The sequence below is a fragment of the Mesorhizobium sp. M0060 genome (assembly GCF_040323155.1).
Taxonomy (GTDB): domain Bacteria; phylum Pseudomonadota; class Alphaproteobacteria; order Rhizobiales; family Rhizobiaceae; genus Mesorhizobium.
In genome coordinates this window covers 324,108-336,579 of record NZ_JAMYUP010000002.1, presented here as the reverse complement: position 1 = coordinate 336,579, position 12,472 = coordinate 324,108, and the positions used below count along the sequence as shown (strand labels likewise).

Below are 12,472 nucleotides of genomic sequence, written 5' to 3'. Positions count from 1 at the left end.
CGCGGGCCCCGCCCACGGGGCGGCCCCCCCCTACGCTCACCCGGGGCGGTCCCCTTATTTAAAACATGGGCGGGCCGGGGGCTCGATACCCCCCCCACGCGGGGGGGGGCCGGTATGCCCGCCCCCACCTCTTTTTGGTTGAGTGTCGGATATCCAAAACGGGTTTCCACTTTGGATCCGATGCCTCGCAGCAACCGGAGATGACCATGTCGCGCATTGGAATCCACTCATTCGTCTGGTCGGCGAGCTCGGCGCAAAGCGACCTCGAACGGACGCTGGCCAACACCAAGGAAGCCGGCTTGGACTTGATCGAATTCTCCTATCTCGACCCCGCTGATCTCGACATTGACGGCTTGGCCAAGCGGATTGCCGATCTCGGCCTCGGCGTCGCGATCAGCATCGGACTGCCGGCCGACGGCGACATTTCGAGCGCCGACAAGGCGATTGCGGCGCGCGGCGTCGAAATCCTCAACGACACGGTCGCGCTGACCCGCGATCTCGGCGGCCAGAAGGTTGCCGGCATCCTCAGCACCAGCCATGGCTTGCAGACTGAGGCGCCGACGCGCGACCAGTGGAACCGCAGTGCCGGCACGCTTGCCAAGGTGGCGGAGACAGCCAAGGCGGCCGGCGTCACCCTCAACCTCGAGATCGTCAACCGCTTCGAAAGCAATCTGCTCAACACCGCCGCGCAAGGCATGGCCTTCATCGAGGACAGCGGCTCAGACAACATCTTCCTGCACCTCGACAGCTTCCATATGAACATCGAGGAGGCCGATGTCGGATTGGCCATTCGCAACGCCGCAAAGAAGATCGGCTATGTCCATATCGGCGAGAGCCATCGCGGCTTCCTCGGCACCGGCAACATCGATTTTGCCGGGATCTTCGATGCGCTGATCGCCATCGGCTACAGCGACGATCTCAGCTTCGAATCCTTCTCGTCGGAAATCGTCGACGAGAACCTGTCGCGGAAAACCGCCATCTGGCGCAATCTGTGGACCGACAATATGGAGCTGGCCAAACATGCGCGCCGCTTCATTTCGCTCGGACTGGAGACGGCACGGCGCAAGGCCGAGCTTGTTTCCGCAACGCATCGGCCCTGAAGCGCGTCGCGCTTTCCGCAAGGCGATTCCCGCCTCCGCTCAGCCGGCAAAACGCGGCGCCAGTTCCTCAATGCGGCGGATCATCGCCTGGAAATCCTCCAAGATGCGCTGGTGCAGGTGAAGCGCCAGCTCCGGATATTCCTCGAGGATACGGCGGAACATCTTGCGACTGAGCCGCAGTATTTCCGAATCGATCTCGGCGGAGGCGCTGGTCAGCCGGTTGGTGTCGGCGATCAGCGCCAGTTCGCTGAGTATGGTGCCGGGACCGGCGGTGCCGATCGGAATGCGCTCGCCATTGTGCTCGCGGTAGAGCACGATGCGGCCGCTGACCACGATGTAGGCCGAATCGGCCTCGTCGTCCTCGCGGTAAAGCTTGTGGTCGGCTTTCAACATGGTGGTTTCGGCGCCGAAGGCGAGCAGACGCAGCTGTTCCTGCGTAAAGCCCTCGAAGAGCCTCACGGTGGACAGGATGCGGATGTCGTCATCCAGCGCCATCTAGCTATGTCCCCGAACCGTCAGTCCCACTCCTCCCTTAGAGCGCCGCGCATCCGCTTTGGACGCGCAAAGGACGCTCTAACATTTTGAATCGACGCATCGTGCTTCCCAAAAATCGAGCCCGATTTTGGGCCCGATGCGTCGGCGAGTTCGATCCAGAACCACCTCCAGCCTCAGGACCGTACCCGAAAAGCGCCCCTCCTGGATCGCTTATTTGGATAATGAAATGTTTAAGGAACCAGCTTGTAGCCGCCGCTTTCTGTCACGAGAATTTCCGCGTTGGAAGGATCGCGCTCGATCTTCTGGCGCAGCCGGTAGACATGAGTTTCCAGCGTATGCGTGGTGACGCCGGAATTGTAGCCCCAGACTTCCTCCAGCAGCACGTCGCGGGTCACCACCTTCTGGTCGGCGCGGTAGAGATATTTGATGATCGAGGCCTCCTTTTCGGTCAGCCGCACCTTGGCGCCGCGCGGGTCGATCAGTAGCTTCTGGCTGGGCTTGAACGTATAGGGGCCGACCGAGAAGGTGGCGTCCTCGCTCTGCTCGTGCTGGCGCAGCTGGGCCCGGATGCGGGCCAGCAGCACGGCAAAGCGGAACGGCTTCGTCACATAGTCGTTGGCGCCGGCCTCGAGGCCAAGGATCGTGTCGGAATCGGTGTCGTGGCCGGTCAGCATGATGATCGGCGCCTTGTAGCCGCCCTTGCGCAATATCTTCACCGCCTCGCGGCCATCCATGTCGGGCAGGCCGACATCCATGATGAGCAGGTCGATGAGCCCGCCGCGCGCCGCGGCGACGCCTTTGGCGGCGGTCGCTTCCTGCAGGACATCGAATTCCTCATAAAGCGACAATTGCTCGACAAGGGTGCCGCGCAGGTCGTCATCGTCGTCGACGATCAGAATGGTGCGTGAAGTCATGGATCAATCCGTTGTTTTGAAAAGAGATTTCAGTTGACCGCTGCCTGTTTATGCGGAAGCTGCCCGGCACAACAGCCGTTCACAGTGATTTGTTCCGTGACACGATCATACAAGAAAAAACGCGATCGCAATGCAGTCGGCGCAATTTTGCCGAAAGGGCTGCGCGTGCTCACCGTGCGGGCGCGGCCCGGCCATGCCAGCCAGGGCTTTCTGCAGGCCGGCAAACTCGTGTTTCCATGCGCACTGGGGCATGGCGGCATCTCGGCCGGCAAGCGCGAGGGCGACGGCGCCACGCCGCTCGGCTCGATGCGGATATTGTCGGGGTATTTTCGTGGCGACCGTTTTTCCGGCGGCCGCAGGACCCGGCTGGCGATGACGCCGATCGGCGGCGACCTCGGCTGGTGCGAGGTGCCTGAGGACCGCAACTACAACCGCCCAGTCAAGATCCCCTATGGCGCCAGCCATGAGCGGATGCTGCGCACCGACGAGCTTTATGATGTCTGCCTGGTGCTGGACTGGAACATTGTGCCGCGCCGGCGCGGGCGCGGCAGCGCCATCTTCTTCCACCTAGCGCGCCGCGGCTTCACGCCGACGCAAGGCTGCGTCGCGGTAACGGCCCGCACAATGGCGCGGCTGCTGCCGCTGTTGTCGGAGCGGACGGTGGTAAGGGTGGTGCGGTAGGGGAGTAGTGACGTAGCGGATCGTGAAATAGTGAATAGCAAGTAATGGGAGTGGTTGATAAGGACATGCGCGGACGCGCCGCTTAGCTTTCCTATTCACTATTCACTATTCACTATTCACTATTCACTACCTCACCACTGCCCTATCCGCCTCTGCGGCGGCTGCCATCCCGTGTCGAGAAGGCCGAGCCGGCCGAGTTCCCGGTCCATGGCTCGCGCGATGTCCTTGCGTTCACCGCCGATGTCGCGCAGCTGGCGATCCGGAAGGTCCTCGACATTCTCATAGGGAAGATTGACCGCGATTTTTGCATGGCGGAGCCAATCGAGCACCGCACGCAGCCAGGCCGGACGGAGGGTTACGGAGTTCAAAGCGATGTGAGACATGGTGCAATCCGCTTCTCCGGACGTCAAATCCGGTTTGATGTTTCTTCGATGATCAGATCATGGCGGATTGAAATTCAAACGGGAAACGAGTAGTTTTTTCTGTATCTTCAAGTTTTTTTTGAGGATTGGAAATGCTCGACCGACCGCTCCTCGTCTTGCACTGATGGCGCGCCTGCTGCCTGGAACCCGTGCGCTGCGGACGCTGGAGGCAGCGGCCCGGCACCTCAATTTCACCCGCGCCGCCGACGAGCTCGGCCTGACGCCGGCCGCGGTTAGCCACCAGATCAAGGAAATCGAAGATCAACTCGGGATCGTGCTGTTCACGCGCACCAGCCGCACCATCCGGCTGACCGAGGCGGGCGCGGTGTTGTTCGAGGCCTCGACCGACGCGCTCGACCTGCTTGGGCGGGCCGTCTCGCGGGCGCAGAAGATGGCGCGCGGATCGGCGCTGCTGAAGGTCACCCTCGATGCGCACCTCGCGACGAAGTGGCTGATGCGGCGCGTTGACGATTTTCGCAAACAGCATCCGGCAATCGAGCTGCGCTTCGATATTAGCTATGAGGTGCGCGATTTCGATCGCGACGATGTCGATGTCGGCATCCGTTTCGGCACCGGCAAGTATCCGGGGCTTCGCTCACACCGACTGTTCGAAAACGTCATCATTCCGATCTGCAGCCCGGCCTTGCTGCGGGCGGGGCCGCCGTTGAAAGAGCCGCGCGACCTGTTCCATCATACGCTGGCGCATATCGAATGGTCGCGGCAGGGCGTCACCTGGCCGAACTGGAGCATGTGGATGGCGGCGGCGGGCGTCGACGATTTCGACGACAGCCGGACCATCGTGTTCGGCAATTCGACGGATGCCGTTCAGGCCGCGCTCGACGGCAACGCGGTTGCGCTCGCCGATTTCGCCATGGTGGCAAACGATCTTTCGGAAGGCCGGCTGATCCGGCCTTTCGCGCTCGGCATCAAGGTCGCGCCCGAATTCGCCTATTTCCTGGTCTATCCCGAAAGTGCGGCGAATGACCCGCGCATCGTCGCCTTTCGCGATTGGCTTCTCGACGAAGTCGCCAAGACCCCGACCTGACGGTCCTGGCGAAACCTTAGATCGCGGGGGGCCCAAACCAGCCGATCACCGCGCCGATGAGAAGCAGCACGCCAAGCCAATGGCCGGTGTCGATGAGCGTCAGATCCCAGCCGAAACCTTCGTAGCGATGGTTGACCGAAAGCGTCGTGGCGACGAACCCCAGCCAGAGAACGAAACCGAAGACCAGCCCGGCAAGCAGGCTCGGGTCGCCACCGGTCACGGCACCGATGACCAGCGACATGACCAGCGCCATCACGAGCTCCGCGACGAAGGAGACGACGAAGGGCAGCACCGATTTCCCCATGGTCGCCGGATCAAGCCTGGCGGCCTTCAGCCACGGCTTGCTCAAACCCATGTACCAGGCCGCGCCGAACAGCCACGCCACCACCGGCGGCGACGATCACCGCCAGCCAATTGATCGCTGAAAAATCCATAGTTTCCCTCCCGGTCGATTGTCTGATGGAACGCCTGTTCGGCGATGCCGTCAAGCAAACCGCCAGACGGTGGTGCGCTTGACCAGGGAATCTTCGAGCGCCCGGGTTACCGCCACTTCGTAGACGGCAAGCGGTTCCAGCCCCGCTTTCGGCATATAGGAACGGCCGGGATCGCCGACGAGGATGTCGGCGCCGCGTGCCTTCAACACCGCGAACCACGGCATGAGCCTGTCGGCGAAGGTCTTGTCGTAGAAGACGTCGCCGGCCAGCACCACATCCCAGCCTGTATTGGTGCCGATGCAGTCGCCGGCGAGGAATTCTATCGCGACGCTGTTGGCCTCGGCATTGAGGCGGATCGCAGTCGCGCAGAACGGGTCGATATCGGCGGCGGTCACCTCCGCAGCACCAGCCTTGGCCGCGGCAATGGCGACAAGGCCGGATCCGGAGGCGAAGTCGAGCACGCGCTTGCCGCGCACCGTCGCCGGATTGTCGAGGACGTAGCGGGCAAGGCCTTGGCCGCCGGCCCAGGCGAAGGCCCAGAAGGGCGGCGGCAGGCCGATTTCGGTCAGTTCATCCTCGGTCCGCTGCCACAATTCATGCGCCTCGTCGGCCAGGTGCAGGCGTATCTCCGGCACGTGCGGCGGCGCCATCAGCGCCGTGTTATCGAGGATGAATGTTTTGGCGCTGTCCGGCGTCAGCGCCGTCATGGTGCAGGGGTGAGGCCACCCATGCTGCAGACCTCCTGCCATTCGGCTGAGGTCACCGGCTGCACGGAAAGCCGTCCGAGCCGCACCAGCGCCATGTCGGCCAGCTTTGGATTGGCCTTGGCCTGTTCCAGCGTCACCGGCTTCGGCATGTCCTTGTAGGCGCGGATGTCGACGCATTCCCAGCGGGGATCGTCGGTGGTGGTGTCCTGATGGGCCAGCGCGCAGACTTCGGCGATGCCGACGATGTCGAGCCCATCATTGGAATGGTAGAAGAAGCCGAGATCGCCGATCTGCATCGCCTTCATGTTGTTGCGCGCCGCATAATTGCGCACGCCGTCCCATTGCGTGCCGGCCTTGCCCTTGGCCTTCAGCATTTCGAAGGAGAAGACCGAGGGCTCCGATTTGAACAGCCAGTAGTTCATTCTTTCGCTCCTCCTCAGGTGTCGCCTGAACTAGATATTTGAAGGTTTGTTGAAGGTCCAGTTCCACTGCCGGACTTCGACGCTTTCGAACAGCCCGGCCTTGGCATAGGGATCGGCTGCCGACAGGGTTTTTGCCGCAGCCAGATCGGGCGCCTCGACCACGACGAGGCTGCCGTTCGGCTTGCCTTCCGCGTCGAGGAACGGGCCGGCGAAGGCCAGTTTCTTGTCGCCGTTCAGCCCTTCCAGAAAGGCAATGTGCTCGGACCGCGTATCGAGGCGCACCTGCAGGCTTCCTGGTCTGTCCTTGCAAATCAACGCAAACAGCATCTTTCCATCTCCGGTATTGTTCGGGATCACATGTCGGTTTCGGTTTTGAGCGGCCTGGTCATCAACGCCGACACAGCCTGGTCTATGGTGACGGTGCCGTCCAGTATGGCGGCGACGGCGGCGATGATCGGCGCATCGATCCGGCGTTCGCCGGCGATGCGGGCGGCGATCGCCGCCGTCGGCACGCCTTCGGCCAGGGGCAGGCCGGCAAGCGGCTTGCCTTGCCCCAGCGCCAATCCATAGGCGAAATTGCGCGACTGGGCGGACGAGCAGGTCAGCAGCAGATCGCCGAGGCCGGAAAGCCCCATCAGCGTCTCCGGCTTTGCGCCAAAGGCGGCACCGATGCGACGCAATTCGACGAAGCCGCGCGTCACCATCGCCGCCTGGGCGCTGGCGCCAAGCCCGGCGCCGGTGACGGCACCCGCGGCAATGGCAAAAACGTTCTTCAGTGCGCCGCCGATCTCGACGCCGATCAGGTCGTCGCTCGAATAATAGCGCAGGTTTTCGGCCGAGAAACGGGCGGCAAGGTCGGCCGCCAGAGCCTCGTCGCGGGCGGCGACCACCACGGCCGTCGGCAGGCCTTTGGCGACGTCGGTGGCGAAGCTCGGGCCCGACAGGGCGGCCACCGGATTTGCCGGCACGATTTCCTCGGCAATGGACGACAGCAGCGCGCCGGTATCGCGCTCGATGCCCTTGGCGCAGAGAACCAGCGGGACGCCTTTCGGCACATGGCCGGACGCGGCCGTCAGCATGGCGCGCAACGATTGCGCCGGCGTCACCGCCAGCACGCAGTCGGCGTCGACGAGAGCCGTTTCGATGTCGCTTGTCGCCGCGATGCCGGGATCGATGGCGATGCCGGGCAGGTAGCGCGGATTTTCGCCGCGACCGATCGCCGCGACAATGTCCTGGTCGCGGGCGAACAGTCGGACCGAATGGCCGGCGCGCAGCATGGCCAGCGCCAGCGCCGTGCCCCAGGCGCCGCCGCCGAGCACGGCGACGCGCCAGCCGGTGCTGGCTTTGCGCTTCATGGCTTTACTCGTCACGCCTTGGCTCCGCGCCGGCCCGAGCCGACCATTGGGGCCGAGACGCTGTCAAGCGGCCAGCGCGAGCGCGGCACGAAATCGGCGGCGTTTTCACCTGATATGCCGGCGCGCAGGCGCTCGATGCCGGCCCAGGCGATCATCGCCGCATTGTCGGTGCAGAGCTTCAGCGGCGGGGCGACGAAGCTGAACCCGGCCTGCTCGCACAGCGCCTGTAATGTCGCCTTGATCCTCCGGTTGGCGGCGACGCCGCCGGCGACAACCAGCGCAGGCTCGGTCTTGGCCGGGAATTGCTGACGAAACCGGGTCAGCGCCCGTGAAACACGGTCGCCCAGCGCATCCGCCACCGCCGCCTGGAACGAAGCGCAGATGTCGGCGACGTCCTGGTCGCTCAGCGGGGCGATCGCGGTTGCCGCCTGGCGCACCGCGGTTTTGAGGCCGGAGAAGGAGAAATCGGGCTGCACCGAGCCCTTCATCGGGCGCGGAAAGGCGAAGCGCGTCGCATCGCCTGACGCCGCCGCCTTCTCGACATTCGGTCCGCCCGGATAGGGCAGGCCAAGCATCTTGGCCGTCTTGTCGAAGGCTTCGCCAAGCGCATCGTCGATGGTCGTCGCCCAGCGCTGGTAGTCGCCGACACCGCGCACGGCAACGATCTGGGTGTGGCCGCCGGAGACCAGCAGCAAGAGATAGGGAAAGTCGAGCCCGTCGGTCAGCCTGGCGGTCAGTGCGTGGCCTTCGAGATGGTTGATGGCGATCAGCGGTTTTTTGGCTGCCGCGGCGATCGCCTTCGCCGTCATCAGGCCAACGATCAGTCCGCCGACAAGGCCTGGACCGGCGGTGGCGGCGATCGCATCGATATCGGCGAGTTCGACGCCGGAATCGGCAAGTGCTGCCTCGATGATGCCGTCGAGCGCCTCGACATGGGCACGCGCGGCGATCTCCGGCACGACGCCGCCGAAAGCGGCATGCTCCTCGATCTGGCTGAGCACGACATTTGACAGGATCTTGGGGGACATGATTTGAGGCGCGCTGCTACTGTCCAGCGCCACCACGCTGGCGGCGGTCTCGTCGCAACTCGTCTCAATGCCCAGAACGCGGATCAATTCGTCGCTGTCTCCAAAAATCGTACAGATTGTACAGCCGGCCATTCCTCGCTAGGAGAAAGCCCGGCAAAGCCCTCGCTGGAAATGTTCCGGCCGGGGTTATCACGGACCGCGCGCCATGCAAACAACCTTGAAAATCGGAACACGCGGCAGCCCGCTGGCACTGGCGCAGGCGCATGAAACGCAGGCGCGGCTGATGGCGGCGCACGGCATGCCGCCCGAAGTGTTCGAGGTGGTCGTCATCTCGACCAGCGGCGACCGCATCCAGGACCGGCCGCTGTCGGAAGCCGGCGGCAAGGGCCTGTTCACCAAGGAAATCGAGGAGGCGTTGCTGTCGCGCCGCATCGACATCGCCGTGCATTCGTCGAAGGACATGCCGACGCTGTTGCCCGAGGGGCTGGAACTGTCCGCCTTCCTGCCGCGTGAGGATGCGTGCGATGCTTTCATCGGCAAGGCGGCGCGAACGATTGCCGAGCTGCCGCAAGGCGCCAAGGTCGGTTCGTCGTCGCTGAGGCGCCAGGCGCTGATCAGGCGCATGCGGCCGGACCTCGACGTGGTGATGTTTCGCGGCAATGTGCAGACGCGGCTGCGCAAGCTCGACGAGGGCATTGCCGACGGCACCATCCTCGCCTATGCCGGGCTGAAGCGGCTCGGGCTCGAAGATGTCGTCACCGACCTGATGCCGCTCGACGTCTTTCCGCCGGCGCCGGGACAAGGCGCGATCTGCATCGAAAGCCGCATCGGCGACCGCGACGTGGAACAGATGCTGACGGCAATCCATGACGTGCCGACCGGCCAGGCGCTGGCCTGCGAGCGCGCCTTCCTGGCGGCGCTCGACGGGTCCTGCCGCACGCCGATCGCCGGCCATGCGACGATATCAGGCGGAACGATTTCTTTTGCCGGGCTGATTATCTCGCCCGATGGCGCGCAGTCGCATGAGGTCAGGCTGGAAGGGCCGGCGCAGGAGGCGGCGCGCATCGGCACGGAAGCCGCCGCGACCGTTCGGGCGAAGGCCGGCGAGACGTTCTTCGACGGCTGGACCTGATATGGTCCGCGTCCTGGTGACGAGGCCGGAACCAGGCGCCTCGCGCACGGCGCGCCGGCTTGAGGATGCCGGTTTTCAGCCGATCCTGCTGCCGTTGACCGAAACGGTGGCGCTGCCGGCCGACGCCGACGCGGTCGCCGATGCTGCCGCGGCGGTCGCGGTCACCAGCGCCAACGGCGTTCGCCATGCGCCCAAAAAGGTCATCGCGGCGCTGGCCGGCTTACCTTGTCATGCCGTCGGCAGGAAGACGGCGGAAGCCGCCCGCGCAGCCGGGTTTCTGTCGGTCAGCGAAGGTCCGGGCAATGCCGAGACGCTGGCCGATGCACTTGCCGGCGCCTACGCCGGACAGACCATCGTCTATCTCTGCGGAAGGGTGCGGTTTCCGGGTTTCGAGGAGCGGTTGCAGGCGGTGGGCGTTTATATCCGCGCCACCGAGACCTATGACACCGTTGCGCTGGACTATTCCGACGAGGCCGTTCTTGCGCGCCTGTCCGCCCAGCCGGTCGAGGCGGTGCTGCTCTATTCGGCCAAAGCGGCCACAGCTGTGCAGGCCTTGGCCGGCCGACCGGCGCTGCGTGGTCTTTTTGGAGACGCACACTTTTTCGCCTTGTCGGGACGTATTGCCGCGGTCCTTGGCGAGGGTTTTGGTAAAAACATCCACATTGCGCCGGAACCCAGCGAAGAGGCGCTGCTGGCGCTTTTGCAGCCGCGGCGCTGACGGGCATCTGCCCTGCCCGTTTCCGGACGTTGGCGCCGCCCCTCACCTGCCTGCCGGCATCCTCTCCCCGTATAGTGACGGGGAGAGGGGCCCTCATCGATGATTTCGCCAATTTTCAACGTTGCGGAAGGTGCGCCAAGGTTGCGGCCAGCCCCTTCTCCCCGTCACTATACGGGGAGAAGTGCCCGGCAGGGCGATGAGGGGCGGCGCAACCTTGAGCGATTGGCCTGGCAGAAACCTATTTTGTTCTTGCTTTGTGCCGGCAGCTATGCTATCGATTCACCCATGGTGCTGATTCGCGCCAACGACCCGCCGCCGAGGCGGGTTTTTTGTTTTGGTCCCGCTTATCGGTATCCAACCGCTGCGGCGTTTTGCCAAAACTGAACTCGAAGACCTGGCGTCATCACGCCGCCCCTTTTCACCGCTTGGTGATGTGCTAGACCCTTCCAACCATCCCGAAGCGAATTTTGCGGAGCCCGAGCATGGTCAAGACGCCGAAGATGCGGCATTCCAAGAGCCGCCGTGAGCCGGTGACCATCGAGCTCGAACCTGGCGCCGTCTCGCGGGTCGCCGACGAACAGGATGCCAGCAAGCAGCAGACAGCCGGGGCGCAGACCGACGAGGCGAAAGCCGAGGAAGCAGCGAACGCCTCGCAGCCGGAGCCGCCTGAAGAGCCGGTGCATGCGGACCAGACCGATCTCGAGCCATGGGAACACGCCGACGCAGCCGCGCCGGCCGGTACGGAAGAGCCGGCGAATGCCGGCGCCGATGGTTCCAAGGAAGCGGAAACCCCTTATCCTGCCGGTTCGGATGCGCCTGCCGGTCGCTCCACGGCTTCCGACTACAGTTTCGAGGATGCATCCGCCAAAGTCAGCGCAACCGGGGTCAGCGGAACCGGGGCCAATGGACCGGGGACCCCAGGCTCCGGCGAGAAGACAGCCCAAACGAGAAACGAACCAATGGCAGCGCAGCCGAAGCGGAGCGGCATCAGCGGCATCGCTGCCGGCATTATCGGCGGCGTCATCGCACTCGCCGCCGCCGGCGGGCTGCAATTTGCCGGCCTGCTCGGTGCGCCGGGGTCGGGCGGCGTGTCGCTCGACGCCGTCAATGGCGAGATCGCTTCGCTAAAAAGCGAGGTGGCGGGGCTCAAGCAGGCCGGCGGCAACAGCGACGCATCGGCCAAGGTGGACGGGCTGGCGTCGGCGCTGGATCAGCTCAGAGCGGATGTCACGGCGCTGAAATCGGCGGTCGAGCAAGGCGGCGCCGGCGACAATGCCGGACTTGCCGCGCTTGGCGACAAGGTCAGGCAGATCGAGACGGCGGTCGCGGCCATCGGCAAGGCCGGCGGCACGACGCCGGTCGATCTCGGCTCGCTCAACGAAAGGCTGGCCGCGCTCGATGCGCTGGTGAAATCCGCCGGCGAGACGGCAAAGGCGCAGGAAGGCCGGCTTGCCGCATTGGAACAATCGGTTTCGCAGCTCTCGGGCAAGGTCGATGCACAGGCTTCGCAGCCGAAGATCGCGCTCGCCATTGCCGCCTCGGCGCTCAAGGCAGCGCTCGACCGCGGTGCGCCGTTCGCGGCCGAACTCGAAACCTTTGCAGCGATCTCACCGGATGCGCCCGGGATCGCGACGCTGCGCACCTATGCCGAAAAGGGGGTCCCGACGCGGGCCGAGATCGCGGCCGAAGCGGACGCCGCCGCCAACGCCATGGTCGCTGCCGCGACGCCTGTCGACCAGAATGCCGGCGTCCTGCAAAAGCTGCTGTCGAGCGCCGAATCGCTGGTCAAGGTCAGGCCGATCGGCGCCGTCGAGGGCGCCGGTGTCCCGGAAACGGTTGCCCGCATGGAGGTCGCGGTCAACCAGAGCGATTACGCCAAGGCGCTCAGCGAATACGCAACCCTGCCCGAAGCGGCCAAGGCCGCCGGCGCCGACTTTGCCGGCAAACTGAAGGCGCGGATGGAGGTCGAGACGCAGATCGATTCGCTCATCGCCGGCGCGATGAAGGCGTGAGGAACCC

14 protein-coding genes and 1 pseudogene are annotated in these 12,472 nt (G+C 64.6%); 6 read left to right on the top strand and 9 right to left on the bottom strand.

Going from position 1 to position 12,472, the window contains the following annotated elements; genetic code table 11:
* Positions 1–206 precede the first annotated feature (206 nt).
* Positions 207–1,100: a sugar phosphate isomerase/epimerase family protein gene (locus NKJ94_RS03930; protein ID WP_352523062.1), complete on the top strand. Its 894-nt coding sequence runs from the start codon at positions 207–209 to the stop codon at positions 1,098–1,100.
* Between the two features lie 39 nt (positions 1,101–1,139).
* Here the strand turns inward: NKJ94_RS03930 and NKJ94_RS03925 are convergent, their stop codons facing one another.
* Together NKJ94_RS03925 and NKJ94_RS03920 are read right to left on the bottom strand one after the other, a co-directional pair.
* Positions 1,140–1,595, bottom strand: coding sequence for a Crp/Fnr family transcriptional regulator (locus NKJ94_RS03925; protein ID WP_352523061.1), 456 nt, complete (start codon positions 1,593–1,595; stop codon positions 1,140–1,142).
* A gap of 230 nt (positions 1,596–1,825) precedes the next feature.
* A complete protein-coding gene (locus NKJ94_RS03920) occupies positions 1,826–2,509 on the bottom strand; it encodes a response regulator transcription factor (protein WP_023721386.1) in 684 nt (227 codons plus the stop codon).
* A gap of 144 nt (positions 2,510–2,653) precedes the next feature.
* Between NKJ94_RS03920 and NKJ94_RS03915 the strand changes: the two genes are divergently transcribed.
* Entirely contained in the window at positions 2,654–3,190 is a 537-nt protein-coding gene (locus tag NKJ94_RS03915; protein ID WP_352523076.1) for a L,D-transpeptidase family protein, read from the top strand.
* A gap of 131 nt (positions 3,191–3,321) precedes the next feature.
* Here the strand turns inward: NKJ94_RS03915 and NKJ94_RS03910 are convergent, their stop codons facing one another.
* Positions 3,322–3,573: a hypothetical protein gene (locus NKJ94_RS03910; protein WP_352523060.1), complete on the bottom strand. Its 252-nt coding sequence runs from the start codon at positions 3,571–3,573 to the stop codon at positions 3,322–3,324.
* A gap of 163 nt (positions 3,574–3,736) precedes the next feature.
* Here NKJ94_RS03910 and gcvA point away from each other — a divergent pair, with 163 nt between their 5' ends.
* The gene (gene gcvA / locus NKJ94_RS03905) at positions 3,737–4,657 is read left to right on the top strand and encodes a transcriptional regulator GcvA (RefSeq protein ID WP_352523059.1); all 921 of its coding nucleotides are present in this window, start codon (positions 3,737–3,739) and stop codon (positions 4,655–4,657) included.
* A gap of 16 nt (positions 4,658–4,673) precedes the next feature.
* Here the strand turns inward: gcvA and NKJ94_RS03900 are convergent.
* The 6 genes and pseudogenes from NKJ94_RS03900 to tsaD form a co-directional block, all read right to left on the bottom strand.
* Positions 4,674–5,091: pseudogene (locus NKJ94_RS03900) on the bottom strand (DUF1761 domain-containing protein).
* A gap of 50 nt (positions 5,092–5,141) precedes the next feature.
* Positions 5,142–5,798, bottom strand: a complete 657-nt coding sequence (locus tag NKJ94_RS03895; protein WP_352523058.1) for a class I SAM-dependent methyltransferase — start codon at positions 5,796–5,798, stop codon at positions 5,142–5,144.
* Positions 5,795–6,220 (bottom strand): EVE domain-containing protein, encoded by a 426-nt coding sequence (locus NKJ94_RS03890; RefSeq protein ID WP_352523057.1) that lies wholly within the window; start codon positions 6,218–6,220, stop codon positions 5,795–5,797. Before NKJ94_RS03890 ends, NKJ94_RS03895 begins: the two co-directional genes overlap by 4 nt.
* Before the next feature lie 30 nt (positions 6,221–6,250).
* The gene (locus tag NKJ94_RS03885) at positions 6,251–6,547 is read right to left on the bottom strand and encodes a YciI-like protein (protein WP_352523056.1); all 297 of its coding nucleotides are present in this window, start codon (positions 6,545–6,547) and stop codon (positions 6,251–6,253) included.
* A 26-nt stretch (positions 6,548–6,573) separates the two neighbouring features.
* Positions 6,574–7,575, bottom strand: coding sequence for an NAD(P)H-dependent glycerol-3-phosphate dehydrogenase (locus NKJ94_RS03880; RefSeq protein WP_352523055.1), 1,002 nt, complete (start codon positions 7,573–7,575; stop codon positions 6,574–6,576).
* Positions 7,576–7,586: 11 nt separating this feature from the next.
* The gene (tsaD, locus tag NKJ94_RS03875; protein ID WP_352523075.1) at positions 7,587–8,687 is read right to left on the bottom strand and encodes a tRNA (adenosine(37)-N6)-threonylcarbamoyltransferase complex transferase subunit TsaD; all 1,101 of its coding nucleotides are present in this window, start codon (positions 8,685–8,687) and stop codon (positions 7,587–7,589) included.
* Positions 8,688–8,808: 121 nt separating this feature from the next.
* Between tsaD and hemC the strand changes: the two genes are divergently transcribed.
* The 3 genes from hemC (at position 8,809) to NKJ94_RS03860 (ending at position 12,465) form a co-directional block, all read left to right on the top strand.
* The gene (gene hemC, locus NKJ94_RS03870; RefSeq protein ID WP_352523054.1) at positions 8,809–9,735 is read left to right on the top strand and encodes a hydroxymethylbilane synthase; all 927 of its coding nucleotides are present in this window, start codon (positions 8,809–8,811) and stop codon (positions 9,733–9,735) included.
* 1 nt (position 9,736) lies between these two features.
* Positions 9,737–10,453: a uroporphyrinogen-III synthase gene (locus NKJ94_RS03865; RefSeq protein ID WP_352523053.1), complete on the top strand. Its 717-nt coding sequence runs from the start codon at positions 9,737–9,739 to the stop codon at positions 10,451–10,453.
* Between the two features lie 482 nt (positions 10,454–10,935).
* On the top strand, positions 10,936–12,465 hold the full coding sequence (locus NKJ94_RS03860; protein WP_352523052.1) for a phage tail protein: 1,530 nt from the start codon (positions 10,936–10,938) through the stop codon (positions 12,463–12,465).
* The last annotated feature ends 7 nt before the right edge of the window (positions 12,466–12,472 follow it).

Bases quoted from the DNA above. Each gene is read 5' to 3' on its own strand.
- NKJ94_RS03865 (WP_352523053.1), top strand. From the start codon at position 9,737: ATGGTCCGCGTCCTGGTGACGAGGCCGGAACCAGGCGCCTCGCGCACG.
- NKJ94_RS03920 (WP_023721386.1), bottom strand. From the start codon at position 2,509: ATGACTTCACGCACCATTCTGATCGTCGACGACGATGACGACCTGCGC.
- NKJ94_RS03895 (WP_352523058.1), bottom strand. From the start codon at position 5,798: ATGACGGCGCTGACGCCGGACAGCGCCAAAACATTCATCCTCGATAAC.
- hemC (WP_352523054.1), top strand. From the start codon at position 8,809: ATGCAAACAACCTTGAAAATCGGAACACGCGGCAGCCCGCTGGCACTG.
- NKJ94_RS03880 (WP_352523055.1), bottom strand. From the start codon at position 7,575: ATGAAGCGCAAAGCCAGCACCGGCTGGCGCGTCGCCGTGCTCGGCGGC.
- NKJ94_RS03860 (WP_352523052.1), top strand. From the start codon at position 10,936: ATGGTCAAGACGCCGAAGATGCGGCATTCCAAGAGCCGCCGTGAGCCG.
- NKJ94_RS03925 (WP_352523061.1), bottom strand. From the start codon at position 1,595: ATGGCGCTGGATGACGACATCCGCATCCTGTCCACCGTGAGGCTCTTC.
- NKJ94_RS03930 (WP_352523062.1), top strand. From the start codon at position 207: ATGTCGCGCATTGGAATCCACTCATTCGTCTGGTCGGCGAGCTCGGCG.
- gcvA (WP_352523059.1), top strand. From the start codon at position 3,737: ATGGCGCGCCTGCTGCCTGGAACCCGTGCGCTGCGGACGCTGGAGGCA.
- NKJ94_RS03910 (WP_352523060.1), bottom strand. From the start codon at position 3,573: ATGTCTCACATCGCTTTGAACTCCGTAACCCTCCGTCCGGCCTGGCTG.
- NKJ94_RS03885 (WP_352523056.1), bottom strand. From the start codon at position 6,547: ATGCTGTTTGCGTTGATTTGCAAGGACAGACCAGGAAGCCTGCAGGTG.
- NKJ94_RS03890 (WP_352523057.1), bottom strand. From the start codon at position 6,220: ATGAACTACTGGCTGTTCAAATCGGAGCCCTCGGTCTTCTCCTTCGAA.